Annotated in this window: 21 protein-coding genes; 5 read left to right on the forward strand and 16 right to left on the reverse strand. The window is 48.2% G+C overall.

Annotation, left to right across the window (positions count from 1 at the left end; genetic code table 11):
• Positions 1–205: 205 nt before the first annotated feature.
• From KJS65_RS26265 to modA, 8 genes are all read right to left on the reverse strand, one after another.
• Positions 206–1,909, reverse strand: coding sequence for an LPXTG cell wall anchor domain-containing protein (locus KJS65_RS26265; RefSeq protein ID WP_213652787.1), 1,704 nt, complete (start codon positions 1,907–1,909; stop codon positions 206–208).
• A gap of 76 nt (positions 1,910–1,985) precedes the next feature.
• Positions 1,986–4,574: a collagen binding domain-containing protein gene (locus tag KJS65_RS26270; protein ID WP_213652788.1), complete on the reverse strand. Its 2,589-nt coding sequence runs from the start codon at positions 4,572–4,574 to the stop codon at positions 1,986–1,988.
• Between the two features lie 453 nt (positions 4,575–5,027).
• Positions 5,028–5,660: a class D sortase gene (locus KJS65_RS26275; RefSeq protein WP_244864834.1), complete on the reverse strand. Its 633-nt coding sequence runs from the start codon at positions 5,658–5,660 to the stop codon at positions 5,028–5,030.
• 21 nt (positions 5,661–5,681) lie between these two features.
• Positions 5,682–6,815: a response regulator gene (locus KJS65_RS26280; protein WP_213652789.1), complete on the reverse strand. Its 1,134-nt coding sequence runs from the start codon at positions 6,813–6,815 to the stop codon at positions 5,682–5,684.
• A 105-nt stretch (positions 6,816–6,920) separates the two neighbouring features.
• The gene (locus tag KJS65_RS26285; RefSeq protein WP_213652790.1) at positions 6,921–7,166 is read right to left on the reverse strand and encodes a hypothetical protein; all 246 of its coding nucleotides are present in this window, start codon (positions 7,164–7,166) and stop codon (positions 6,921–6,923) included.
• A gap of 324 nt (positions 7,167–7,490) precedes the next feature.
• Complete coding sequence (locus KJS65_RS26290) at positions 7,491–10,226, reverse strand: fibronectin type III domain-containing protein (protein ID WP_244864842.1); 2,736 nt, start codon at positions 10,224–10,226, stop codon at positions 7,491–7,493.
• 401 nt (positions 10,227–10,627) lie between these two features.
• Positions 10,628–11,320, reverse strand: a complete 693-nt coding sequence (gene modB / locus KJS65_RS26295; RefSeq protein WP_213652792.1) for a molybdate ABC transporter permease subunit — start codon at positions 11,318–11,320, stop codon at positions 10,628–10,630.
• Positions 11,321–11,335: 15 nt separating this feature from the next.
• Positions 11,336–12,205 carry a molybdate ABC transporter substrate-binding protein gene (gene modA / locus KJS65_RS26300; protein ID WP_213652793.1) on the reverse strand — a complete coding sequence of 290 codons (870 nt, stop codon included), beginning with the start codon at positions 12,203–12,205 and terminating at the stop codon, positions 11,336–11,338.
• Between the two features lie 174 nt (positions 12,206–12,379).
• Here modA and KJS65_RS26305 point away from each other — a divergent pair, with 174 nt between their 5' ends.
• Positions 12,380–13,339 carry a helix-turn-helix transcriptional regulator gene (locus KJS65_RS26305; protein WP_213652794.1) on the forward strand — a complete coding sequence of 320 codons (960 nt, stop codon included), beginning with the start codon at positions 12,380–12,382 and terminating at the stop codon, positions 13,337–13,339.
• Positions 13,340–13,377: 38 nt separating this feature from the next.
• Here the strand turns inward: KJS65_RS26305 and KJS65_RS26310 are convergent, their stop codons facing one another.
• On the reverse strand, positions 13,378–14,238 hold the full coding sequence (locus tag KJS65_RS26310) for an EamA family transporter (RefSeq protein ID WP_213652795.1): 861 nt from the start codon (positions 14,236–14,238) through the stop codon (positions 13,378–13,380).
• A gap of 188 nt (positions 14,239–14,426) precedes the next feature.
• Complete coding sequence (locus tag KJS65_RS26315) at positions 14,427–14,798, reverse strand: hypothetical protein (protein WP_213652796.1); 372 nt, start codon at positions 14,796–14,798, stop codon at positions 14,427–14,429.
• Positions 14,799–15,461: 663 nt separating this feature from the next.
• On the opposite strand from KJS65_RS26315, the gene KJS65_RS26320 reads away from it, so the two are divergent.
• Positions 15,462–16,490 carry a chitosanase gene (locus tag KJS65_RS26320; protein ID WP_244864844.1) on the forward strand — a complete coding sequence of 343 codons (1,029 nt, stop codon included), beginning with the start codon at positions 15,462–15,464 and terminating at the stop codon, positions 16,488–16,490.
• An 84-nt stretch (positions 16,491–16,574) separates the two neighbouring features.
• On the opposite strand, the gene KJS65_RS26325 is transcribed toward KJS65_RS26320, so the two are convergent.
• From KJS65_RS26325 to KJS65_RS26335, 3 genes are all read right to left on the reverse strand, one after another.
• Positions 16,575–17,078 carry a CYTH domain-containing protein gene (locus tag KJS65_RS26325; protein WP_213652797.1) on the reverse strand — a complete coding sequence of 168 codons (504 nt, stop codon included), beginning with the start codon at positions 17,076–17,078 and terminating at the stop codon, positions 16,575–16,577.
• A gap of 228 nt (positions 17,079–17,306) precedes the next feature.
• Positions 17,307–19,181 (reverse strand): cyclic nucleotide-binding domain-containing protein, encoded by a 1,875-nt coding sequence (locus KJS65_RS26330; RefSeq protein ID WP_213652798.1) that lies wholly within the window; start codon positions 19,179–19,181, stop codon positions 17,307–17,309.
• A gap of 78 nt (positions 19,182–19,259) precedes the next feature.
• Positions 19,260–19,853: a hypothetical protein gene (locus KJS65_RS26335; protein WP_213652799.1), complete on the reverse strand. Its 594-nt coding sequence runs from the start codon at positions 19,851–19,853 to the stop codon at positions 19,260–19,262.
• Positions 19,854–20,167: 314 nt separating this feature from the next.
• Here KJS65_RS26335 and KJS65_RS26340 point away from each other — a divergent pair, with 314 nt between their 5' ends.
• Complete coding sequence (locus KJS65_RS26340; protein ID WP_213652800.1) at positions 20,168–20,917, forward strand: class I SAM-dependent methyltransferase; 750 nt, start codon at positions 20,168–20,170, stop codon at positions 20,915–20,917.
• A gap of 95 nt (positions 20,918–21,012) precedes the next feature.
• On the opposite strand, the gene KJS65_RS26345 is transcribed toward KJS65_RS26340, so the two are convergent.
• The 3 genes from KJS65_RS26345 to KJS65_RS26355 all read right to left on the reverse strand — a co-directional run bounded on the left by KJS65_RS26345 (position 21,013) and on the right by KJS65_RS26355 (position 23,678).
• Positions 21,013–22,473 (reverse strand): DEAD/DEAH box helicase, encoded by a 1,461-nt coding sequence (locus KJS65_RS26345; protein WP_213652801.1) that lies wholly within the window; start codon positions 22,471–22,473, stop codon positions 21,013–21,015.
• Positions 22,474–22,731: 258 nt separating this feature from the next.
• Entirely contained in the window at positions 22,732–23,109 is a 378-nt protein-coding gene (locus KJS65_RS26350) for a hypothetical protein (RefSeq protein WP_213652802.1), read from the reverse strand.
• A gap of 203 nt (positions 23,110–23,312) precedes the next feature.
• Positions 23,313–23,678, reverse strand: coding sequence for a sensory rhodopsin transducer (locus KJS65_RS26355; protein WP_213652803.1), 366 nt, complete (start codon positions 23,676–23,678; stop codon positions 23,313–23,315).
• A 950-nt stretch (positions 23,679–24,628) separates the two neighbouring features.
• Here KJS65_RS26355 and erm point away from each other — a divergent pair.
• Together erm and mle are read left to right on the forward strand one after the other, a co-directional pair.
• Positions 24,629–25,483: a 23S ribosomal RNA methyltransferase Erm gene (gene erm / locus KJS65_RS26360; protein WP_244864846.1), complete on the forward strand. Its 855-nt coding sequence runs from the start codon at positions 24,629–24,631 to the stop codon at positions 25,481–25,483.
• 37 nt (positions 25,484–25,520) lie between these two features.
• Positions 25,521–26,363, forward strand: coding sequence for an alpha/beta fold macrolide esterase (mle, locus tag KJS65_RS26365; RefSeq protein ID WP_213652804.1), 843 nt, complete (start codon positions 25,521–25,523; stop codon positions 26,361–26,363).
• Positions 26,364–26,433 lie beyond the last annotated feature (70 nt).

Raw genomic sequence — 26,433 nt, forward strand, 5'->3', positions numbered from 1 at the left:
ATCCTCCGATTCTATCGTTTCATGTAAGGGCTTCAATAATGGTATGCTTGAATGCTTTGAGCGTCAAGTATCGACATTCCATCCTACTTTTTGCTATATTCCCTATATAAAATATGTATAAGAGTGCAAGCTTTTCTAGCGGATGAAGCCCCTATTCAACTTAAAAAAAGCAGCCTGCTGACCATTCCAGCAGGCTGCTTCTCTTTTAACGGTTACGGTTTGCGTTCATCTTTCTGTACATGAGCATTGCTCCCCCAAGCACGATCAGGCCAAAGCCTGCGAGCTGGAGCGGAAGATGGCTGTCTTCGCCGGTTTTCGGCAGCATGTCCCCGGAAGCAGGATCAGGCTTCATGCCTTCTCCGGAGCCGTCCGGCGCATTGCCGTCGCCGCTGCCTGGCTGGCCTCCATTGCCGGCATCCGGAGCGCCGGAGCCGTTTGAACCCGGAGCGGATCCATCGTTAGGCTCACCAGGTTGAGCACTGCCTCCAGGCTCAGCTGGCGTTACAGGCGTGCCCCCGTTTTCAGGTACACCTGGCGTTCCAGGTTCGACCACGGTTCCCGGTACGCTCGGCGTTTCCGGGTTCGGCTGAGGAGTCGCCGGAGGCTGCGGATCCGTTGTCGGCGGCGTCACAGGACCCGGCCCGGTAGATGGTTCGCTTGGACCTCCTGGAGTCGATGCTCTGTTGTTCGTTTTATCGACCGATACCGGTTCCGTTTGTTCATTCGTAATTTCAAATGCTACCGGCTTGTTGTCCAGCTGATAACCCGGCGGCGCCTGAATTTCAACAAGTTGATATTTATGAGGCGCCAAGTTCTCTAAGAATAGTTCACCGTTTACGTCGGTCGTTAACTTCGCTTTATCGATACCTGGAACCACGTTGTATACATAGTTCCCGGCTTGGTCGAAGATGTTCGTTTCTTCTCTTAATTCGAACACAGCCCCTTGAAGCGTTTGGCTTTTGACCGAATTATATTTTGTCAGTTTGACCGAACGATCATTCTTTTTGTTCTCGATCGTCACCGGCGTATTCGATTGCTTAATCTGCACCGGAGTTTCAGCCTGTTCAATAACGTAACCCGCAGCGGCTTTGGTTTCCACCAATGTATATTCGCCATAAGGCAGGTTATCAAACTCGATTACGCCCTGGCTGTCCGTCGTTTTCGCACCCTTCAGTGTCTTTGAACTATCGTAAAGCTCAAATTCTACTCCTTCTAGGAGAACCGAAGGATCTTTCGCATCTACTTTGGTAATGGTGAGCTTACCATCCGCCCCCCGTGCATTCGTCTGGTTCAAATGTAATATTTGCGTTTGGTTGGCATCAATGGTGACCGGGATCGGCTTCGTATCTAGGACGTAGTAATCGGGTGCCGTGATTTCAACCAATTCATACGTTCCGGGATCCAAGTCGCCTTTGGCAATCTTTCCATCCACATCTGTCGTTAATGTATCAACGACCTCCTGCGTACCGGCCTTTCTCAATTCAAACACGGCACCTTGCAGTTTATGCGTCGAATCTGCCGCATCGGATTTGATCAATTCGAACCCGTGACGCAGTATTTTGTTCACGATCGTAAAGGATTCACTCGGGTCTTTGAATAAGATCTGTTTTCCCGTCGCATCCGCAAAATCGGGATCCATCAAATAACCTGAAGGTACGGATACTTCTTTTAATTTGTAAGGCAGTCCTGCCGTTTTATTATTGTATCTATAATCTCGGGTCGTCACCGCTTCCCCGTTCGCATCGGTTACAAGGGTTTCCAGCAGCGTCGTTAGGGAAGAGTTATACAGCTCGAATTTGACTCCCGGCAGAGGCTTATTCAAATCATCCACTTTGACGATTTTAATTTTCCCGCTGCCCGTCGATGCTCCTCCGCCCGCTCCGGCTAAAGAGACCAATACGCCTTCCACGTTCCCCTGCCCCTTCACGGAGGAAGATTGGCCTGAGAATTGTGCCTTGTTCGTTATTCTTGCGCCGCTGTCCGCGTTAATGAACGACTGGTATTCCAGGATTCAGTGCGTTCTTGAATGTGATCTCAAAGGTGTTTCCCGTTACTTTCAGATCATAATCACCTGATCTCAGATCGATGGCTTGACCATCTTTTTTGGATACATCACCGGAATTGTCCGCAGGTATCATCGTCTTATACAGCTTAATGGTATCCTTAAGCAGAATTTGGTTATCCGATAATGTATCCGTCAAGACGGAGCCAGCTGCCACGTAAGATTGGCTCGGATTGATGCTTACATTCCAAGTGGCGATATCGGTTTGTCCTACCTGGTTACCCGTTTTCTCGATGTAGACCCCGCCATGTTTAGGTGTTACAGAGGCTTTTTTATCGAAAAGATTGGTCGTGCCTTCGCCATCCTGCAGCGTTGCATGATTCGAATACGTACCTTCGACCGGATATTCACCGTCAAGGCTTGTTTTATACGTAATGCGATACGCGGTTTTACCGATGTTGCTCAGGTTCAATACAAAACCTTTCCCGTCCGGATTCAGCGTGAATTGACCCGCTGCAAGAGGTACTTCGTTCGTATCAATGTCAATCTTGTTATTTGCATCCTTAAGAATCAGCTTATTGACGACCAGAGAGTTCTCTACGAAGGTTTCGTTACCTTCATAGTTATCTTTGATCACGGCATCCTTAATATCATGCAGGTTATAGTTAACATCGATTTTCCAAGTAATAGTCTTGTCTTTGGCATTATATTCGCCTATTTTATTGCCGTTATCAATCGTGTAGTTTTGGGCCTTCACGACGGCGGATTTTGTAATCGAAGCTTGCGAAATGCCCGTTTCCTTCCAGTCCAGCGTTCCTACGTTTTTGTACTCGTTATTCGAAGGCATGCCCGCCGTCGGATCAAAGGATGTGGTGTACGTAATGACGTATTTGTCATGAATGGCTGTCACCGGGCCTTTCAACTGCAGCTTAAACCCGCTTTCGAAATCCGCATCGCCGCCGTTTGCGACAAGCTGAAATTCGCTGCCTGCCAGATTTCCTCCATTAACCTTGATCGTAGCCGGATCTAATTTCATATGTTTACCCGCGTAATCATCCTGAATGACGACATCCGTCATTTCTTTCATGTCCTGATTCAGCACAAGCTTCCATTCGATAGTCTTGTTCTGGAAATCCGACTTGCTTACGCTCTTCTCGAAAATGACCTCACGGATATCCCTCGATGCCGTTTTCGTCGTTCCATCGAACATTTCCACCGTATTAGCTACGGTTTCATTCTTGTAGATGCGCGCTTGTGCCTGCGTTTGGTATTCGATGATATAGGCCCGGTTAATTGAATCGTTAAACTGCAATTTGAATCCGCCGTCAAAGTCTGTACCAACGCTCGTTAACGTGTACTTGGCCGGATCAACGAGGATCGGATTCACACCTTTGCCCGTACTGTCAATGTCCACGGAATACACGTTCACTTTACCATCAACAAGCTTCTGCGTTGTCTTATTCGCGGCAGCGAACGTATCTTCGATCCATGCATCCACTTGCGGGATGGATTGTTCATTATAATTGTATTGGATTTTCCAGGTAATCGTTTGCGTCTGCGCATTGTAATCGCCATCTGCCGGACTCAGCTTCGCCAGCGGCTCGTTAAAGTTCACATACGCTTTGGCGATGTCGGAATCAGGGGTGATTCCCGTACCGGTCAGCTCCGCCGAGTTAGCCATTTCCTTATTTTTAAAAGGTGCTGACGTTGGAGCGGTCACGCTTGTCGTATAGGTAACCCGATACGCCTGATGGATGTCGCCCAAACTGACCGGGAAGCTGGACGCCGTCGTCGGGGCGCCTTTCGGCTGCACCGTGCCGTCCAATCTCACTTCCAGCGGCTGCACCGTAATATCTCCTTTTAGCGCGAGTCCGTCATACTTAAAGGAATCATTAAGCACGGCATCCTTAATTTCCTTTTCGCCTTGGTTAAATTCGACGGTCCATTCAATTTCATCGGAGTTGATTCCGTTTTTATTGGCCTTGGCGGTTTTCTTAAGCTTGTCAACCGCGGTATTGGCAAAATGAACGTCGATGGCGCTTTGCCCGACAGAACTGAAATCGATGGGCTGTTCCAAGCTTCCGTTCAGCTTGGATTCGTCAAACGTCAACCATACGAAGAAATTACCGCTTAATTGGTTTCCTTTAATGGCACCATTGAATGTAAACGTCACTTCTCCGTTGGTAGACACGACATAATCGCCTACCTCGCCAATCAATTTTCCCGTTAATTCGCTCGGAACCTTAAGTTCGGCAGGAAGACGGAAGGTATAGGTTGAACCGTCATCGTAAGAATGTGCATCATTCGGCAATGACCAGTCATAAACGATAGCTACCGTATCCTTAACGTTAGGCCGAACGGTTTGGATCTCGTTCCCTTGCGGAATAATCGTCCCGTCGGTTTCATCAAAAATGGGCTTGGCATCCCAAATCTTGACTCCTGTAATAAGCTGATCCGTAATCACCGGACCGACGGGCTCATCACTGGCCGCAGCCATTGAGCCAGGAAGTACAAGATTTAATAGTAATGCTACGACTAAAAATAAATAGAGCATTTTGCTATGTTTCTTCATGCTTCGTCCTTCACCTCACGCTTGATTTGTTGAATGGTACGCTTGCAGAACACAAGATTCATTTGGTGTTACCCGCAACTTCTTTGTAACTAAATAAATTGAACTAAAGAAAGGGAGAGCGCTTCGCCTGTTTTCTGGATGAAATCAAGGAGCAGCACGGGTTAAACTTTAGTTCGTTTTATATATTTTCAAATGGGTGTTCTGCATGATGAACAACTTCAATAGGCCCGCCGCCCGTACGGCAGCTTGCCCTGTCTGTCTCCTGAATATCCGAATGCTCTCCTCTCTTTTTCTACATTTTCACATGCTATTCGAACCGTCATTTCGTCCTTTTTTGGCTAACCATGTCGGATCGAGGCCTATCATCTGAACTATACAGCACCGCTCTGAATATTTTCTGAACATAAAAGAAGCACAAAAAAACCACCCGTCCCCTTCGGAACCGCGTGGTTTTCAATGTATAATCTTGCCTTTGATTATCAGCCGATGCGTCGGATTCACCATCGGATGGCAGGTTACGAGTGTAATCTCCTCGTCCTTGCCGTCGCTTTCGAGTACCCATACGTCCTCGGGCTTTACGATCAGCTTTTCGGTAACGGTATACTCAAAGCGCCGCTCTCCGGTATCCACTTCGATTGTGTCTCCGGTTTGCAGTTCATCCAGCCGGTTGAAATTTCTGCCGTACGTCCGGTTCCGGTGCCCGGCGATAGCGTAATTGCCGATCTCCCCGGCCGTACCCGTATGTTCGATGCTGGCCAAGGTCGTTTTCATGTTTTGCTTCGTGGCTCCATGCAGGATCGGCAGCTTCAGGCCGATTTTATCGATCTCGAGCATGCCCTCCACCTGGCCTTCCGTACGCGAAGCTGCTGCGGCCAGAGGCTTAACATTCGGTTGGGTCGATGCTCCCTTCACCGCGTTTTTGGGCTCCGTGCTCTCTTCAGGGCTTTCCACGTTTCGAAAGCTGGTCTCCCACGTCTTCGCCAATCTTTGCTGCTGCGCATTTTCCCTCAGCTCCGTAACCTTCGGATAGCATAACAGAACGATGCCCGTGATGATGAGCATCAATGCTCCGATTTTGAATTTCACCGCTTCCTCTCCTCTCCTGCACTAAGAACTGAGTGAGTTCTCCCTTTCCCATTCCCAATACCACTCTGCAATCTCCTTGCCGGGCGTCATGCCGTACTCCTGCAGCAGTACATCCTCCAGCAGCTGAAACAGCCTTCGGACCTCCCCGGGATGGCGAAGGATAGCATAGACTTTCATCATTCCCGCATAGCCGTCTTCCACGTACGGAAGCTTCTCCATCATTCTTTGGTACAAACCGATCGCTTCCCCGTACTGCCCGAGCTCGACATGACACGCCGCCACGTTCCTGGCATGCTCGAGCCACAGCAAACGGATACGTTCCTCTTCGGGTTCCGCCCACGCATACCGATGCTCTTCCAGAAAATCCCCCGTATACATCTCCATAATGGACAAATGCTGCTCGAGCGTCCCGGGCGTCACCGGAGGGGCATCACGGAGGCTGCTTTCCCATGTATCGGCATCCAGAGCGACGGTTCCCCATTCCAGTCGGTAGCTTTCATTCTGATATTTGATCTTGATATCCAGTTCATAGGTTTTAATCATCCTGCGGATCTGATAGATGGCCGTATGCAGTTGGGTGGTGGCCTTTTTAATTTCGTATTCCGGCCATAGCAGGTCCATCAGCGCCTGTTTGCTTACAGTCTTGTCGCGGTAGTAAAGGAGATAGGCGAATAATTCAGGAGCTTTCAGCGTTTTCCATGGAAAAGACTGCATCTCCCGGTGCTCGTCCATAAAATGCAAACTGCGAAGACAGCAGAGCATTACCGAACGAACCGGCGCGTCGGCTGCGGAACCGGACACTCTGTTCATGGTCACGGCCAATCGCGATGCATGCACGGGTTTGAGCAAATAATCCAGCGCATTGATCTCGAACGCCTTTATGGCAAAGTCCTGGTAGGCGGTGACGAAAACGATCTGCATGGAAGGGTCCAGCTCCAAAAGGCGCTCCGCCAGCACGAATCCGCTCATTTCAGGCATTTCAATATCGAGAAAAGCAAGATCGGGCGCCAGCTCCCCTGCCGCTTCCAATGCGGACGCCGGACTCTGAAAGGATCCCAGGATGTCCACCTCGGTGTCGAACCCGTCACGCGCCTGCAAAAGCCTTTCCATTTTCCGCAAAGCCAGATGTTCATCATCGACAAGGATTATCTTCAAATTCTATCTCTCCCCCTGGATCATAGCGGAGCCGCTACTTATCTGTCCTTATTTTAGCAACAAATAGCCTCTAGGGGTACAAACTCCGACCAATTACCTTGCAGATTAACCTGTCGTGTTCATCTCCGTATTCAGGGAACAATGCTTCCAATCATCCATGACCATGTATCCACGGCGAACCAATGCAAAAATCGTATTCGTCGTACAGCACCATTCCAGGTCCGAAGCATCCTCCACGAACGGTATGGCCTCCGCGTAAGTCCAATATCCGCCCTGCTTCCAGCGCACGAGCCTGCCGCCATGCTTTTGAGCCTGCTCCAGCGCTTCCTCCTGCTTTTCCGATAAATCCATTGCATCTTCACCACACACTTTTATAGTTCAAGTCTTATTGTTCAAGACCGTCCTTCAGGCGAGCCACCCGGGGCAGCCTTCCATTAATCTTCCGATTCTCCGTCGTATCCTATTAAAGCACAGCGTTCTGAATATTTTCTGAACATCAACTAGTTTTCTCCCAGCAAAAAAGAGGGCTTTCGCCCTCTTCTCCGTTATTTTGCATCCCTATTCACTTCCGGCATTTCTGGATTAACGAATCCACCACCTGAGTCGCGAATCGGGCTGTTCTGTTGCTAGATAGCTATTCTTTAACTTTGTTTTCGAATTCCCGGAAATCCCCAATTATTTGGTCAGCGTGAACTCATCCACAACACGTCCCCCGACGGTGCGGGTCACAAATTTCAGCTGGTCTCCCTTAATTTCCACCGCGGCGTACATTTGCGTCTTGTCTTCATCCGTTACAAGCTGCCAGTACTTTTTCGTGAGCGGATAGAACTTCGGACCTGATGTGCCTGCCACCACGTATGTCGTTCCCTCGCCTTCCTTCACAATCTGGTTATCCATCATCGAATGGGTGCGGAGATAGATATGATCATGCCCGTTCAGCACCAGATCGACCTTATTCTTTTCCAGCACCGGAGCCCAGAGGTTTCTGACCTCCTCTGTATCATATATACTGCCATATGGACCACGGTGAAAGATTGCAATTTTCCATTTCTGATTCGTAGAAGCCAGATCGCGCTCGAGCCACTGCTGCTGCTCTTCATACTGATACTCACTGTTCAGTACCATAAAATGAATATTCTTGTAATCAAACGAAAAACTGCTCCCCTTCAAACTCGAAAGTCCATTTCCCGGCTGATTAAAATGCTCCAAAAAATCATTGCTTTGGGTTGTTCCCATGACTTCATGGTTACCGATAGCGGCGATCAGGGTCGTATTCAGCAGCGCCTCCTGCGCCTCGCTGAACCACCATTTCCACTCCTGCTCGTTGAAGCCCTTTTCGACCATATCCCCGACCTGGATCATGAATTCGGCATCCGGCGTATCCTTGAAGGCTTGCTTGACCACATCGCCCCACAGCTTAAAGCCTGCCTCGTCCTTCGCCTGGGAATCCGCAAAATACACGAAGCTTGTGCGGTCGCCTGATGCAGGTGCCGTCTGGAAACTTCCTTGCGGACTGTAGTGCCCCTTGCCATCACCTACCTGATAGACATAAGTGGTGCCTGGCTCGAGACCCGTCACGGAGGCTTTATGCACTCTTACGGTTCCGATATCCAGCGTCTGGAACAGCTCGCTTGTGCCCTCCACCTTGAGCACATCCTTCTGGACAAAGCTGCTAAAGCCGGACTGCTTCGCGACTTTCACAACTGTGGCTTCCGTCCCGGGATCCGTCTGCCATGTAAATCCTCGGGATACCGCGGGATCGGCGCCCATGCTGACATTAATACTGTATGGCTCCGGCGTCCCGGATAGAGGAGACACTTTGAAATCCATGACCGGGCTGAAGTATTTCCCCTCTTTTGCGGCCTGCAGCTTGATGCTTTTCACCGCTGGAGTCAATTCGGCAGTCTTCAGCTTGCCTGCGTCATCCGTCGTACCAATGGCTTGTCCGTCCGCAAATACCTGTGCATCCCGCACCGGATTTCCAGCCACGTTCTTGACTGCCAGCACCGTCTCATAGCCCTGCACATTTCCATTCTCATCCCATTTCAGAGACAAGCCTGTCTGAATACTGGAAGGAAGTGTATGACCCGAGAAGTTTAGGCTGGTTTCGCCCTCAGCGAGGGCTATGCTTCCTGACTTCAGCTGGATTTCGTTTGTGCCGACTGCGTCCTTCTTCACGTCATACAGAATCTGCCCGATCAAATCCTCATCCGCCAAGCCGGATGTGTTCAGATGGTTCATCGTTACAGCAACCGTCCCTTGTGTCTGATCCACTTCAGCCTGAATCACTGACGGATCAAGCATACTTTTCTGCGCGAGTCGCAGATTTTCCACTTTCGAAGGATCAAAAACAAAATCCATTCTCCCTCCGGAGATTTCTCCTGTCTTCACTCCCTTGATATCAAGCGAATAGGTATTTCCTGCGTAAGTTACATCAGGAGCCTCATATGTAAACTTAGGTGCACCCGCAGCCACTTTAAATGACCAGCTCCGAATCGTCTGGTTCCCGGCAGCATCGCGGACCGACACCTTTACCCTGTGCAGCCCATCCGCAAGCGGGGCTTCCGGCTGATAACGGATCAGACCTTCTGCGGCAGTCAGTGTATGCTGAACCTGCTTTCCGTCCACGCTCATCCGGATCGAATCCGGTTCAATCTGCGTATTCTCCGGATGCTTGACCCGATCATATCCGGCATCCTCGGCATGCACCGAAATCACCGGCTGGCTGCTTGCAACCGGAACACCTGCAGCAGGTGTAAGCCGGCTCAGCACCGGCGGTTCTGTGTCATCTTCATTCGGGCCATACAATGCGCGTATCTGGTCCACATAAATGGCACCCGCATCCTTCTTATCACCTGAGGTTTCCATGTACCGCACCGGCATGTCGATGGAGAACGGCAGCGTGCGTCCCTTTGGTACATCGACCTCCAGGTATTTCCACCCTACCCAATCGACGCCGACATGCTCATCAACGAAATTCAGCGGTACAGCCCCCTTCGCATCCAGCAGCTGCATACGCAGCCAGTGCTTTTTGCCATCGCCGTATACCCACATACTGATCTTTTCCGGATAGCCGGGAACCTTAATATTCTGTGCTTCTCCGGTGGTCTGCAAGTAGGCACCCGAGGTGCCCGTCGTCCCCGTAAAGTCGTATGCTAGCTTCAGTGAACCGCTTCCGAAACGTACCCGTTCCTGATCCTTTTCGATGCTCAGATTGACCTTATTGAACTGGGCACCTGCTGACGGCAAATACTTATCAAGACCATTCTCGAAGTCCTCCAAAATGACAGGGGCCGGGCTGCTTTTAGCATCTTGGCTTGCTGATCCGCCCCCTCCTTGGTCCGCCATCACCTGCTGGGCTGGCAGCATCAAAGACAGCATCATGACCCCGCTTAAAAAAGATGAATGCATCCGTTTTCCCTTGCTCCTTAACATTTCTTCTATTACCTCCCTTTCCGTATTAGCTCATTCCATATCGCTGGGAATGAGTTGAAATTGAGTGCTCGGCTTCTGAAGAAAGCCCTTTCAGGAAAGAACAAAGATATCTTATAAATCGCCTCCCTTGGATCAAGCGGATAACCCTGCTTACCCCGCATTGAAATTTTGCTACATTCATTAATATATAATATAAAATTTTATTCCAGAAAATTGAAGGTGCTTTTTGACTAGGGACATGTACCCAGTCATCAAACGAAGACACGCAAATAGCGCGAAGTCATGTCGAACTTCTATCCATTCGGAACATAAAAAAAGCGAAAGGCCGCAGCCCCTCGCTCTTTTTCTTTGTGTTGCCTAATAAGTCATTGAAAAGATTATTTCTTTTTCACCGCAGCTTGTGCTTCTACCCCCGGATATTTGTTTCCGGTAAGCAGGAGCATCAGAAATGAAATGATAATAATGGCACATGTCCACGCCCATGCCATGGTCGTATTGCCCGCATCCACTGCGACATATATGGCTGTCGGGATCGTCTGAGTCTTGCCGGGTATATTTCCCGCGATCATCAGCGTTGCTCCGAATTCACCCAATCCCCTTGCGAAGCCCAGGATGAAGGCCGTACCGAGTGAGTGAAAGGTAAGCGGAAGCGTAATGTACCGGAACACCTTCCACTCATTAGCCCCACTGGAACGTGCGGCGTTTTCAAGCTCCGGATCTATGGAGGCAAAGCCATTCTTCATCGTCTGATAAACGAGCGGAAAGGACACGACCACGGCGGCAATCACGGCAGCCCACCAGGAAAAAATAACCGGGGCGTTAAACAACCATTCGATGGCTTGTCCGACCCAGCTCTTCCGCCCCAAAATAATAAGGAGCAAGAAGCCGACGACGGTTGGCGGCAGCACGAGCGGCAGTATCAGCACGGTTTCCAGCATGATTTTCCCTCTGAACTTTCGTTTGGACATCCACCAGGCTGCGGCTACGCCAAGGATAAGAACGACCACGCTGGACAACAGCGCGATCTGGAGTGAAAGCCTGATGGGTGACCAGAAATCATGCCAGCTCATGAAAAACACATCCTTTTACTCGGGAACGGTAAATCCGTATTTGGTGAATACATCGAGTGACGCTTGAGATTGCAAATAGTTGTAAAAGTCTTCCGCTTCTTTGGCATGCTTCGTCGCTTTTACGATTCCGATCGGATATTCAACAGCCGAATAGGAAGCAGGGACCACGGTAAACGCGATTTTCACCTTCGACGAAGTCAGCGCATCCGTTTTGTATACGAATCCGGCATCAGCATTTGCTGTCTCCACATACTGAAGTACCTGACGTACGTCTTTGGCTTGAACCATTTTGGATTGGAGCGGTTCCCACAGCTTTGAATTGGTCAACGCCTCTTTGGCATAATTACCCGCAGGTACGCTTTCCGGAATACCAATCGCTACTTTTTTCACGTCTGCTTTACTTAAGTCTTCGATACTTGCAACCGCAGCCTTGGTATCCGCAGGTACAACGGCAACCAGCTCATTTTTCAGGAGCGTTTTCTCTTTGCCTTCTTCAATCAGGTTCTGCTCAACCAGCGGTTTCATGTTCTTGGTTGCAGCCGACAGGAACAGATCCGCCGGAGCTCCCTGCTCGATTTGTTTTTGCAGCGCACCGGATCCGCCGAAATTAAAGCTCAATTCAATGTTTGGATGGGCGGCTTCATAAGATTTCTCAATTTCATTCAGCGCATCGGTCATGCTTGCGGCAGCCGAGATCGTCAGATTCACCAGCTCTTCCGGTTCGGAATTTGGAGCTTTCGTATCAGAACCTGCAGCCGCATTAGTCGCGTTACTCGCATTGCTATCCGTTTTCGATTCCGAATTATTTCCGCAGCCAGCAGCGAATATTAACATCATGATGACCAAAGCATACAAAACCACATTGTTTCTACGTTTAATAAACATTAAGACTTCCCCCAAAGTTATAATTAGATATAAATAGATATAAACAATATAAATTATACCTAGTTCGCATTTGGATTGTAAACCAGTTCAGAAAACTTTCACAATCAATTATGTTACAATAAGGATCAATGAAAACCTAGAGAGCGGATTGTTTTTTGAATGAGGAGGATTCCAATGTCCAGCGATATATCATACACAACCGAAGAAATCGCCAAAATGCTCAAAATATCCAAGCTTACGGTCTATGACCTGATCAAAAAAGGCGAGCTGCCTTCGTACCGGGTCGGCAAGCAAATGCGGATCGATGCGTCGGACTTTGAAGCATATAAACAGAGAGCCAAGGGCGTTAAGACGGCTCCTCAGACTGTGCCTGCATCAGCTGCGGATCACTCTCCGACTCACTATGCCGCGCCAGCCGTAAACGGAATGCGACCGATCGTCATTACGGGGCAGGATATCAGCCTCGATATTCTGGTCAAATATATGGAAAAAGGCATCTCCGGCATCCGGCCGCTTCGCGAGTATGTTGGCAGCCTCGACAGTCTGATTTCCATGTACCGCGGCGAGTCGGATATCGTCAGTACCCATCTGCTGGACGGCGATACCGGCGAATATAACATCCCGTACATCCGCAAGCTTCTGGTCGGTTCATCGTATATGGTTGTCAATTTGCTATCCAGAAATGCCGGACTTTATGTCCAGAAGGGCAACCCGCAAGGCCTCGAGAGCTGGTCGGATCTAAGCCGTCCTGGCCTGCGCTTTATGAACCGCGAAAAGGGCTCCGGGGCCCGCGTCCTTCTGGACGAGCAGCTTCGTCTGCATGGCATCAAACCACAGACGTTGGCCGGATACGAACTGGAGCAAACGAATCATATCGGGGTAGCCGCTAAAGTGGCTTCCGGTGAAGCTGATGTGGGTGTCGGTATTGAAAAGGCCGCAGCCATCGTCGGTCAGGTGGATTTTATCCCGCTGATCGAAGAGCGCTACGACCTGGTGATGCTGAAAACCGCGGACAATATGGCATGGATTCAGTCCTTACTGAATATTTTGCGTTCGGATGATTTCCGTAAAGAACTGCAGGCCATTGCCGGGTACGACCTTTCCCGCACAGGAGAGATTTTGTACGAAACCTGATCACCAAAAAAAAGACCGCCCCCGGGCGGTCTTTTACGTTAGAATTTCAGCAGCAAAGCCAGCGTGCCGACGGTTAACAGCAGCAGGCCAATCGTAGACTTGAGCGACAGCTTCTCTTTAAGGAACACCAAGGCGAACAACACCGTAACCAGCACACTCAGCTTGTCGATCGGCACCACAATACTGGCTGGTCCATCCTGAAGCGCCTTATAAAAGCACAACCAGGAGAGTCCGGTGGCAAGTCCCGATAAGGCAATATACAGCCAGCTTTTCCGGTCGATACGCTTCATCTCTCTCTGCTTTTTCTGCATAAAAACAATCAGCCATGCCATGATTAACACGACTATCGTCCGGATCGCCGTACCGAGGTTGGATTCAACGTTTTCAATGCCGATTTTGCCCAAAATCGAAGTCATCGCAGCGAAGACCGCCGACAGGCAGGCATATATCAGCCAGCTCTTATGGTCGGCAGTCTCTGACTTGCTTTTCTGAATCATCATATATGTACCGATGGCGATAACGACCATGCCTGCGAGCATAATCCATGTAATCTTTTCGCTAAGAAAAATAAATGCCAGAATCATGGTCAGCACGTTGCTTGATTTGTCCACCGGCACAACCTTGTTGACGTTCCCCAACTGAAGAGCCCGGAAGTAGCAGATCCATGAGGCCCCTGTCGTCAGACCGGACAATACAAGAAACAGCAGGCTTTTCCCGCTAATATCTGTTACGGTGGCCTGTGACCCGACAACAAAAACCATCAACCACGAGAAAACTAGCACCACCCAGGTTCGAAGCGCGGTAGCCAGATTGGAGTCCACATTCCGGATCCCGATTTTGGCCAGTATCGACGTTATCCCGGCGAACAGCGCGGAGCCGAATGCATAGGCAACCCACATCACGTCTCCCCCTTTCTTTGTTTCTGCCATACCCTATAGCCAACGGATTCTATTCGAAAGCCATGCATATGTATCCAAAGTTACCGTATCTTCCATACTGACTGCAAGGAATTACCCTTACAACGCCAAAAAAATCCGTCGTCCCGCCCTTGTAAGCGGTTCCGGACGGCTTTATTCATACACCTCGATCAATCAAATTGCGGCCTCAGTTTTTCATCGAAATATCTCAGGCGATCTTCTTCAGTCTGAAACTGGAGCATGATCTCGGCGGCATCGCTGTATGCCCGGCGGCGCCTTATGATCCGGCTGCAAATCAATAGCATAACGAAATAGAAAATGATGACATACAGGCTCCATGAAGTGAGAAAAAGCGCGTTCGCAAAAGCTAATCGCGTAGTCCAGAAAAGAGCTGCAAAGAACAGCATACCTCCAATTTTAATCAGGACTTCGTTCGTTTGAATGATATTTTCGCTCCGGAGCTGCCTTGTAATAATATCTTCCGTCCTCAGGCTCACATACGATTCGCAAGCCTTATAATAATACTTATTGTAGCGCCTCATAACGGATCCCCCCGCACATTGTACTTTTTTGCACTATGTAAAATTATTCTACATAAATAAAAATATTCCTTTTCCATTTTCAGCTATTTAAAATGAACTTATGAATGGATATACATTACTTGGGCGGTTTCCATGACCATATCCCTAATTCGCATTGCCTATCACAATGATTTTCATATATATATCATCGATTCAGATTATTGATGTTGTTATCGCTCTGTCAACCGAATATCGCGGAAATACGATCTTGCAGCACCGTTACCGCCACACCATACATTAAATCAACAAAAAACTACATTCGACATGTTACATAGGAGAAAATATCTACATGATTATGGATAAAATTTTAGTTATTTAAGCCCCTGTACAAGCAAATTATTCTCCTGTATGCTCTTGCTACATCATATGTAGATGGAGACAGACCTGCAGACTTAAAGATGCATTCCCTTCTGCATATTACGGACTCTTTTTCAGAAGCATGTGAGGGGTTTCTCTCGGCCCAAAAGTTAAAGCGCTTAAAATTACATGGAGAAGTAAAGGAGCTGATACATCCTTCAAAAGCTATCTAATTAATTCAAACCTGAAGCGTAATTTCAGAGGTGTTTTATTTTCGTTCAAAAGTTAAAGCGCTTTAACTAAATTAAATTTAGGAGGGATTTCATAATGAAAACAACGAATGCTGGATCAACTACCACCCGAGGAAAATTCATTGCAATTTTGCTGAGCTTTGCTGTTCTTGGTTCGATTACCGTCATGTCCGGCCCTATGCAAACAAAGGCTTTTGCGGATGAAAATAACGCTCCGGTTGAATACTTGGATGAAGCAGAGCTGAGCAGCGATCCGGAAGTCGGAACGAATGAGTCCTTGTCGGCCGCAAGCGCTGATTTCAGCGCTCAAGCTGCAGCAGCTGCTACAGATCATGATGCCAACTTCTCTCCGAGCACCCTTCAATTCCTGAAAACCAATACGGGACTTGACGGTGAACAATGGGATAACATCATGAAGCTCGTGAACAAGCCTGAACAGGATGACCTGAACTGGACGAAATATTACGGATACTGCGAGGATATCGGCGACAACCGCGGATATACGATCGGCATTTTCGGCGCGACGACCGGTGGTTCCAATGACACCGGCCCGGATGGTCCGGATCTCTTCAAAGAATATGACAGAATCAGCGGAGCAAGCAGTCCGTCGGTTGAGGGCGGTCTGAAGCGTATCGGGGTCAATGGGAAGATGAGCGGTTCGATTTTGAAAATAACGGATAGCAAAAGCGTATTTGTCAAAAAAATTAACGGACTCCAAAACAACGCGGCCTGGAGAGAAGCCATGTGGCGCACCTTCTATAATGTATATATCAAATATAGTGTAGACCAAGCGAAGAAACGCGGCTTCACCTCGGCCCTGACCATCGGTTCTTTCGTGGATACTGCTTTGAACCAAGGCGCTGACGGGGATTCCGGCAGTCTGGAAGGCATTCTCTCCCGTTCCGGCAGCAGCAAGGACGAAAAGACCTTTATGACCAAATTCTATGCCGAACGCACCAAGATTGTGGACACGAACGACTATAACCAGCCACCCAACGGGAAAAACCGTGTAAAACAATGGAGCTCACTCTTAAGCTCAGGAGAAACGGATCTTAAGGATGCTGATGCGGCTGTCAAAAAAGCTACCAGCTGGACCATGCAGTAATTTAGTATATTTGTACATCATCTGCTAGCGAAAAATAAAACAGGAAGCATCCCTGGATGCTCCCTGTTTTATTGCTTCTTCGGTTCAATCTTCCTTGCTCTCCTGCAATTCCTTCCACACCTTTTTATTGCTGTATTGCTTCTCGGTGCTGATATCCTTGCCAAACCATTCCGGCGGAATAAAGCTTTCTGCCTCCTCAACCGAGTCAAATTCCACTTCAAGCACCATGAGGCGGATCTGCTTGTAGTCGTCGATTTCAATCACTGTTTCGCCCCACACAGCAGTAGTCCGTTTTTTGATCAGCGGAATTGCCTGATGCGTAGTTACCATTTGCTCATAGAGCCCCTCCGAGATCGAGTATTCCACCTCTTCACGCGCAATACCATGCCCTTTTTTGAATGTGTGGGTGAATTCCGTTTGATCATGGGTGAGATCTTTGATTTTCCGGACTCTCAGCTCCTGGTCTCCTGCCATGGCCAAATAGGTTTGCTCAATCAACTGCTCCTTTTTAATCTGGATGACATTTTCCTGAATGAGAGCTTCCGGATATTCCGGCAGCAGGAATTTACGTTCAATTTCAAGCGTCATATGCTGTTCCTCCTGTTCACTTCTTGCTTCTCACATGTAACTATTCCCTTAAAAGTTATGTTTCAATTAAGCCTTGTCCCTAATCTGGACCTTGTAACTTACATTATACGAATGAATACATAGGGGGACAATCACTTGAAATGGATTCAGAATAATATAAAAGGGCCGCTCAAGGATGATTCCTTGAAACAGCCCTTATGATTACACCCTTCGGCAATAAATGAATACTTACAGCTTCAACGCCTGACCGCATCGGCCGCAATATCTGGAGCCCGCAGGTGAGACGGTTTTACAAGCATCGCAGACCAGGGATTGAACGGCTTCCCCCTTCGCCTGATCATGGCTAACGGCTGCCTTTAATCTTTCTTCCAGCTTCTGTTCCGGATTGACGGCATACAGCATGTATTTCTCATCCCGGGAACCCCGGCGGATCAGCATATAAAGCAGTGCCACGCCTGCAACGGCGACAACCAGCATCCCGATCAGCTTCAACGCTCCGGTGTTATATTGAAAATCCCATAATGCATGCAGCAGAATACTCATGAGCAGCAGAGTGATCATCGTTAGCATATTCTTCATCTGTATCCCGCGGGCACCGGATGAATTCAAGCCGCGTCCCATTCCATACCAGATTCCGGCGGCGGCTATCGCCGTCCATGTTCCATGCCCGAACGGGGATATAAGCGCTCGTACCCATAATACAGCGAGCATGCCTGAGGTTGCATGATTTTGCAGAAAGGTTAGTCCGTAAAGAATGCTCTCGATCGCTGCAAAGCCCATGCCTGCGGCAGCGCCGAACACAATCGCATCCATCAGAAAACGCTGCTTGCGGCTGCGCAGGAATATCAAGCAGACCAGCAGCTTCGCGAATTCTTCAATAACAGCAATGAGAATGGCCGCTCTGACATGCCCGGCCGGATCAGACTGCATCCCGGTAATGTCCAGCCACTCATGCTCAAGCAGCCAAGCGATGGGCAAAGCAACAACCGCCGAAGCGGCAAAAATCATAACCACACGCATAACCCGAAAGCCCAGCAGCTGGGAGCTGCGCATATATGCCACAAAGGATACAGGACCTACGAATCCACCGGACAGCAGAGCCGCATAGATCCAGATGGGCTGCTTCAGCCACGCTGCAAGTATCGTGAACACAATGAAAATTCCGCCGAGTCCAAGGAGAATATCCATCCAGCGTTCCCTTTTAGCAGATGAAGGGGCTGGGATAGCTGCACCCAGGCCCGTTCCGCTCTGCTCTGTTTGTTCCTTGGGCTCCTCTGAGAACTGCAGCTTGGACTTCACGGTCTCATTCAAAAGATCAGGCCGGCGGATGCGCATCACCTCATGGAACTGCCGTCTGACCGGTTCATACTGCTGGAGGACAAAATGAAATTCATCCCTGCCCATCACCATCAGCTCGCCATTTTCTAATGCCGTGATGGTTCCTGTATTCGCCGCGCCCGTCAGCAAATCCATCTCCCCGAAATAATCCCCAGCTTCATATACGGCCTTCTTCCGGCGTCCGGAGCGGACCTCAAATCGGCCTTCAGCAATCATATAGAACCGGTCAGCCATCACGCCTTCCGTCACAATCACGTCACCTTTATAGACCTTTCGTCTTACGGTGACTTCAGCCAGCCCGCGAAGCTCGGCATTCGGGATTGCTGCCCAGATTGTCGCTTTGCTGAGCATGGCATGCATCGTCCGGATTCGTGCCGAAAAGGATAAGCTCTCATGGAACATTGGGCTGGCCGCAGCCAGTCGGCTGAAGGCATTCTGTTCCAGCCGGAGCGCTTTAACCTCACCGATTGCCTGCACGCCTGAGGTCCTCTTTTCCTCGAGAAAAAGAGCCACCTCGCCGATCAGCGCGCCCTCGCCCAGAACATCCAGCGTAACCGATTGTCCGACCAGATTTCGGGAGACCACCTGAACCTGCCCGTCCATGACGAAATAACATGAGTTACCGTAGCTGCCCTCAACAATCAGGCTGTCTCCGTCGTGGAAGCTCTCTTCATGCATTGACATAGCTGCCCCTTCCAGCTCGGGAACGGGCACACCACGAAAAAGCGGGTGGCCTCGCAAAAAATCTACCGCCATCATTGTCATTTCCATCTCTCCATACACGAAAAGAATCCGCCGTACGGCAGATTCCTCTCTTTGATCATTAATGTTTTAAACTTCATTTTATCTCATATTACCAATAATGCTGTTTCGAGAATCCTGCATCTTCTTAACGAAGTTTGTCATCGTGTCAAAAGCCTCATTGCGTTTGTTGCTCAACGATTGAAGACGAAGCATGTCCATCTGCTGGCTATTCGATAACGAGTCTATTTTACCTTTTAAATCCTGACTCATTTTGTCCAGCTCATCCTTCGTATAGCTTGTCTTGGAAGCATCGCCAGCGCCTTGTTCAGAGAGCTTACTCGTCACATTGTCCGGAAGAACGTATTGTCCGTTAGCTGCCTCCTGTGATTTAGCGTTATTGATATCCGAAAGCAAGTTATTCATGTTGGCAATCTGTTCGTTTCTCTTCTGGACATCGCTAATCTGCTGATTCAGCTGCTGCTCCAGCAAAGACGCCCGCTGTTCCTGAACAGCCTGGAGCGCCGTTTCAATATCCATGCTGCTAATATCCATCTGTCCAACGGCGTTGCTCGTTCCACCACCCACAGCTTGCTTTACCGACTGATAGGCTTGATCATTCATCATAATGCCTGTTCCTGCAACGACGCCAATCACCAAAGAAGCGGCAGTCGTTAAAATTATTCTACGGTTCATCGGCCCTAACCTCAATTCATCGATTCTTCAAATCTACTATAAAAAATGATAGCAAAAACAGGAAATAATAACAATCCAATATGTACCATTTTTTCCCTTGATTAGACGTATTTCTCAATATAAAATAAACATAATCTTTCAAATGGGGTGAACTGGATGGCATTCCGTATCGTTCGAGGTATTTAGTTGCCGGGCTGGGTTAAAACGCGTACCAGCTATCAAGGGGGCCGTCTGTCCTCTGATCGTAAATCAACTGATATTTTTGAACAATATGTTAAAGCTATTCATCCCTTACTTGAAAGGCGGTATAAAATATGAACGCAATCGATTACAAGCATTTTTACAATACAGTTGGACGCATGAACGGATGGGACTTCAGCAGATTGAATGTGACTGTGGAAGGGGCGGCGTGGGATTTCTACGATGAAGTGATCTCGTTATGCAAACCTGGGGATATCCTGCTGGATATCGGTACCGGCGGCGGTGAGTCGCTGTTATCCATTTCGGATTCGGCTTTACTGCTGGTCGGAATCGACCATTCTAAGGGTATGATGGAGACAGCAGCTAACAATCTTGATAAGTCCGCCAGGTCTAATGTACGCTTTTTGCAAATGGAGGCATCTCAGCTGCAATTCCCCCCAGATTTTTTTAATATGATCTCCTGCAGACATTCGGAATTCTATGCTGGGGAAGCCGCGAGGGTACTCGGAAGCGATGGTGTATTTCTAACGCAGCAGGTCAGCGAGCATGACAAAATGAACCTCAAACAAGCCTTCGGAAGAGGCCAAGCATGGGAAAGCCGGAAAGGGACGCTCAAGGCTCGTTATATTACTGAGCTGAAGGAAGCCGGTTTTTCTCGAATTCAATCCCTTGAATACAACGCTACTGAATATTATCAAACTCCCGAGGACCTCGTCTTCCTGTTAAAATATACTCCCATTGTGCCGGACTTTGGACAAAATGAAATGGATTTTCAAATCCTGCGCCAGTTTATTGAAGAGCATCAATCAGAAAAAGGAATCCGAACAAATTCAGAACGCTTCATGATTATAGCCAGAAAATAAAAAGAACAGGCTGTCTGCTGACGCAGACGGCCTGTTCTCATTCAGCTGCAGCTTGGCTCAACAATTGCAAGCAGCAGCTATAAAATTTGTCTTATCTAATTGAATCTGCTCGTTTTGCTGCCCTTCCGGCTCCAATCGGTTTTAGGCTTGCGCTCCGGATTTACTCGGGGCTTGCGGGCCGGATTTTCTTCTGTCTTACGAGCCGGGCTTTCCTTTGAATTACGGGATTGGAATCCCTTGGAGCTGCGAGCTGAAGCATCCTTGGAATAACGAGCCTGGCCTTCGTTCGGCTTACGAGCTGAATTATCCTTCGAATTTCGAGATTGGCCTTCATTCGGCTTGCGAGCTGGGCTTGCCTTGGGCTTTCCTGATTTCGCTGCTCCTGAAGGTCGTTCTGACTTTGCAGACTTCGAGGATCTTGGCATCGGAAATTCATGATCCTTCACTTCCGGAATGCTCTTTCCGATCAGCTTCTCAATATCCTTCAGGAACGGAAGCTCGTCCACTTCACAGAAGGAGATCGCAGTCCCGCTCAGCCCTGCTCTACCGGTACGGCCAATCCGATGCACGTAGGTTTCGGGAATATTAGGCAGGTTGAAGTTGATAACATGTGAAAGCTCATCAATATCGATTCCTCTAGCGGCGATATCCGTCGCAACCAACACACGTGTTACTCCACTCTTAAAATTCTTTAATGCAATCTGACGGTCTGTCTGTGATTTATTTCCATGAATAGCCTGAGCCGCCACATTCACTTTCTTCAAATCACGCACAACCCGATCCGCGCCACGCTTCGTACGCGTAAACACGAGCGCCGAAACGATCGATTCATCCTTCAGCAATTCATTCAGCTGCTTCTGCTTATTTCCCGTGGCCAGCAAATATACAGATTGCTTGATCCGATCCGCGGTTGAAGACACAGGGGTAATTTCTACTTTAACCGGGTCCACCAATAGGGTTTTTACCAACTTGGATATTTCCGGAGGCATCGTTGCCGAGAAGAACAGTGTTTGCTTTTTGGCCGGCATTTTGGTGATGATTCTCTTCACATCATGAATGAAGCCCATATCGAGCATCCGGTCCGCTTCATCCAGCACTAATATTTCCACATGCTGCAGATCAATACGTTTTTGATTAATCAAATCGATAAGTCGGCCAGGCGTGGCAATAATGATATCTGCACCTTGCTGGAGCGCCCGCTCCTGCACTTTTTGGGAAACGCCGCCAACGATCGCGGAGCAGCGGATTTCCGTGAATTGGCTATACGCCTTGATATTATCTGCAATTTGCAGAGCAAGCTCCCGGGTTGGTGTCAAAATCAATGAACGAATACGGCGAACCGTACCGGGTTTATTAGGCTTTGCACTTAACAGCTGGATCGTCGGAACTGCAAACGCGGCCGTTTTCCCGGTTCCCGTTTGAGCGCAGCCAAGTAAGTCTCTGCCGGCCAGTACGGCAGGAATCGATTGTTCCTGTATAGGTGTTGGCTTTGCATAATTCTCTTTTGCTAAAGCTTTTAAAATCGCAGGGGCGATATTCAAATCATTAAATGTCATGTTATCTCCTTCATTTTGAACACAAGTATTCTTAAGCACGTCATGCGCCGTTCTTTTTTTCATAACACATAACGATACCATGACGAGTGCAAAAAAAAAAGCGGAATATTTCTCCGCCTTCATCATGAACGCATGAAAGTATGATATTTCGCTGCTGACAGATCGTATGTTTTATCTGAGGATAGACTGCATCTCTACCGTTGTGCAGGGTTAAAAAAGCGAAGCACCGGAGCATTGCTCCCGGTGCTTCGCTTACTTTTATTTATTCTCGTACGAGCCTAACCGATTGATCAGCGAGCGGTTGATCCGGAATTCCTTGGTCTTCCCCTTTTCATTCTTCAGGGTGTTCATCCGGTCCGTCAACTCGTTAAACCAAGCTTCATCAGAGGTCGACAAGGCAAGATCAATCAGACTCTCGAGGTTCTTCTGATCTCCAAGCGGGTTTACCGGAAGCTGCTTCAGCCAGGAACCGCGGAGAGCAATGGATCTGCCTACCGCCCTCTTATTGTCCGATTGAACGATGCGTACTCGAACGATCTCTTGCTGGGTACCCACCGTTTCAATGTATCCGTGAACGAACTCACCTTCTACCGTCTTTCCCTGGACCCAATCGCCAATATCGAATGTCATCATCATCCACCGCCTATCTCAAAGTTTTTATGATAACTGTAATTAAAGTAGTAACAAAAGATGTACTGTAATCATACTAAACACAGTTACGAATGTCAAATTCAACAACCTTCAGTAATTAGTTACCTTCTTTCTAGTATTTACCCAAAAATAGACATCAAGCCTCATCCGCTTGATGTCTTTTTTTCTTTATTGGAATGAGCTTGGCGTTACTTTACTGGAAATGCCATCACACTCATGAGGGCATTCTCTGCTTGAGTCGCATCGAGCCGGCTGTACTGCACATACACAGGAGCGCTGCCGGTAACCTCCATCGCATAGGGCACGCCTACCGGAATATGCTCTCCTCCCGTATTCAAGGAAGATGTACGGATATGCTTGGTTCGCTGCGCAGGAACAGCAGCCGTCATACCAAGCAATGGTTCCCGGTCTTCAAAAAAGACATTGACTGTCACCGTGACGTCTTCCATGCCTAAATTCAATACACATACGGATTCATGACTTTGCAGCTGTCCGCTGCTGACCGGAGGGATATATCCGTCCGGGATAATCCACTGCAGCTCGCCTTTTGACATGTTATCTTCACTCCGCTTCTTAAAGATTCGAGTGTTCCTGTTCAAAGATTTCGTGTCAAAACCCGATTATCCTTTTCATAAATGTAATCCGTCTAGTTGCTTATTGAAGAACAATCCTTATTGATGGACAAAATTTCAATCCCCTAGAAAACGACTTGCAAAAAATAAAACGCTGTGCTAGGGTGTAAATAATTTACTAAGAACGGAGGGTTACGTGTGGTTGATCAGTTTATCCGAGTTAGAATTTTTTGCAGCTAAATATGCAAAAACTCTGCCTGTGCGCGGAGGACTCAGGATTGGTCTGCCATTTTTTAAAGGTAACCCTATTATTTACTATGACATCTAGAGCACGGTCTTTAATCTCTACTCCATTCTACCTTTAAGAATTGAATTTCATATCGGATGAAATGAACGTTTGTATCCCGCGCAGGAGCTATGGTTTCCGTCGGATGATCCAATCGGCTACATCTTCATTCCATGAATGACCCAGAATCCTATTGTGGAAGGAAATTGATTTCCTTGCCATTTATTTATGGTCCTCCGCGAACCCAAACACAGGCACTCAGCCTGTGTTTTTTTGTTTTTCCTGTAATTCATATTTCTAAGCTTTCTTAATCATGAATGTGAGGAGGGTCACGTGTGGTAGATCAATTTATCCGGGTTAGAACTTTGTGCAGCTGCTAAATGTTTGCCAAAGGCTCTGCTGTGTGCAGGGGACTCAGGATAGGTCTGCCCATTTTTAGAGGTGACCCGTTACCTTTAGAAAGAGAAGAAATTTGCATGCTGGATGGACTGCATCCGTATGTGAGTTTGTTTCTTCTGGACCAAAAAACTCGCTATATTGGGTGTCTCTTTCCTTGTCTATGCAAGGATGTCCTCTTCCGTCTCTTAAACACACAGCCCAGCCTTCGTTCTGTATTTTATTTTGCCTGGAAACGGAGGAATGCAACGTGCATAGACAAGATCAGAGGCTTCCCAAAACGAAAACTGGTGACGAGAAATCTAATTTAAGAGCGCAGCACTTGCTGCATAATAAACGAATTGTTCAGGAAATGGTGGAACATGCAGGCATACAATCCATCGATATTGTTGTTGATTTGGGTGCGGGTAAAGGCGCTATAACTTGGGATTTGGCGGAAAAGGCCGGTAAGGTAGTAGCGATTGAAAACGACCCTGCCTATGCGGAGGCACTCCGGCGTAAGTCGGAAGCCTTCTCCAACGTTATGATTATCGAAAGAGATATCCGGGAGGCTTATCTTCCCAAAGAACCCTTTCATGTCGTAGCGAACATTCCCTTTTTTATAACGACCCCGATTCTGGATAAGCTAATGGATCCTCCAGGATCTTCTTTTCAAGGTGCGGTGATGTTAATCCAGCATGGCGCAGCCAAAGGATTTACTGCCCGCTTGATACGAAACCCGCGGCTGTTAAAGTGGCGGATGTGGTTTGACATGGAGCTGGTAAAGGTCGTGCCCAAATACCACTTTTCTCCCCCGCCTAGCGTGGATGCGGCTATACTCCGAATTCGCAGGAAAGAAGATGTCAAAATTGCACTCCATCATCACCATGCCTTTGAGGGATTAGCCGAATACGGTCTGAAGTATCCGGAACTCCCTGTTTACGAAGCGCTGAAGGGAATCTTTACAACAACTCAAATGAAACATTTAGTCAGGAACCTCAGAGCTGACCGGCATGCACCTATATGTACTTTAAACGAGCTTCAATGGGGAGTTGTCTTCCATGCGATGCAGGAACGGGTTCCCGCATTTCGTTGGCCCATAAAACTGAAGAAAAACAAACCGTGAATATAAAAACGATGAGGTATATGAGGAGGAATTAGCAATGAGCGAACAAATGATTACAGTGGACGGAATTGAGCTGTGTACAGAAAGCTTCGGCGACCGGAACAACCCCGCTTTGCTTCTGATTATGGGTGCGACAGCATCCATGATCTGGTGGGATGATATCTTTTGTCAGCGTTTAGCAGACACAGGGCGATTTGTCATTCGGTATGATAACCGTGATGTTGGTCAGTCCGTAAATTATGAACCGGGAAATCCGCAGTACAGCTTGGAAGATATGGCGGATGACGCCGTGCGTGTACTCGATGCTTATGGCATCCCTCGGGCACATATTGCAGGGATGTCATTGGGAGGGCTGCTGACTCTTTTCCTGACCATTAAGCATCCGGAACGGGTATTGTCCAATACGCTGATTATGACGTCTTCATTCAGTGACCCGGCTTTACCGGAGATGGAAGAAAAAGTAGGAGCGTTTTTTGCCACAGCGGAGACAGTCGATTGGGAAAATGAGCAGGAGGTTATTGATTTTTCGATTAGGAAATGGAAAATACTGATCGGTTCTAAGCATCCTTTCGATGAGGCCAAAACTCATCAACTGATTGCTGCCGATGTGAAACGGACAAAAAATCTGGCAGCAAGTATGTTCAATCACGGTCTGCTTACAGGCGGAGAATCACTAATATCGCGGGTTAAAGAAATCAATGTTCCCGCTTTGGTGATTCACGGCACAGAAGATCCCATCATTCCTTACGCACATGGTGTGGCTCTTGCTGACGAAATTCCAGGTGCCAGACTGCTTTCGCTGGAAGGTGTGGGGCATGAACTTCATGAAAACGACTGGGGTACGATCATTGAAGCCATGACACGTCATACTTCGGATTGAAGCTAAGTCATATGAATGGAATCAAATCAACAAAAACAAATGTAGAAGGAAAAATAAAACGGCAGCAGGG

Source organism: Paenibacillus sp. J23TS9 (assembly GCF_018403225.1).
Classification (GTDB): Bacteria; Bacillota; Bacilli; order Paenibacillales; family Paenibacillaceae; genus Paenibacillus_AQ.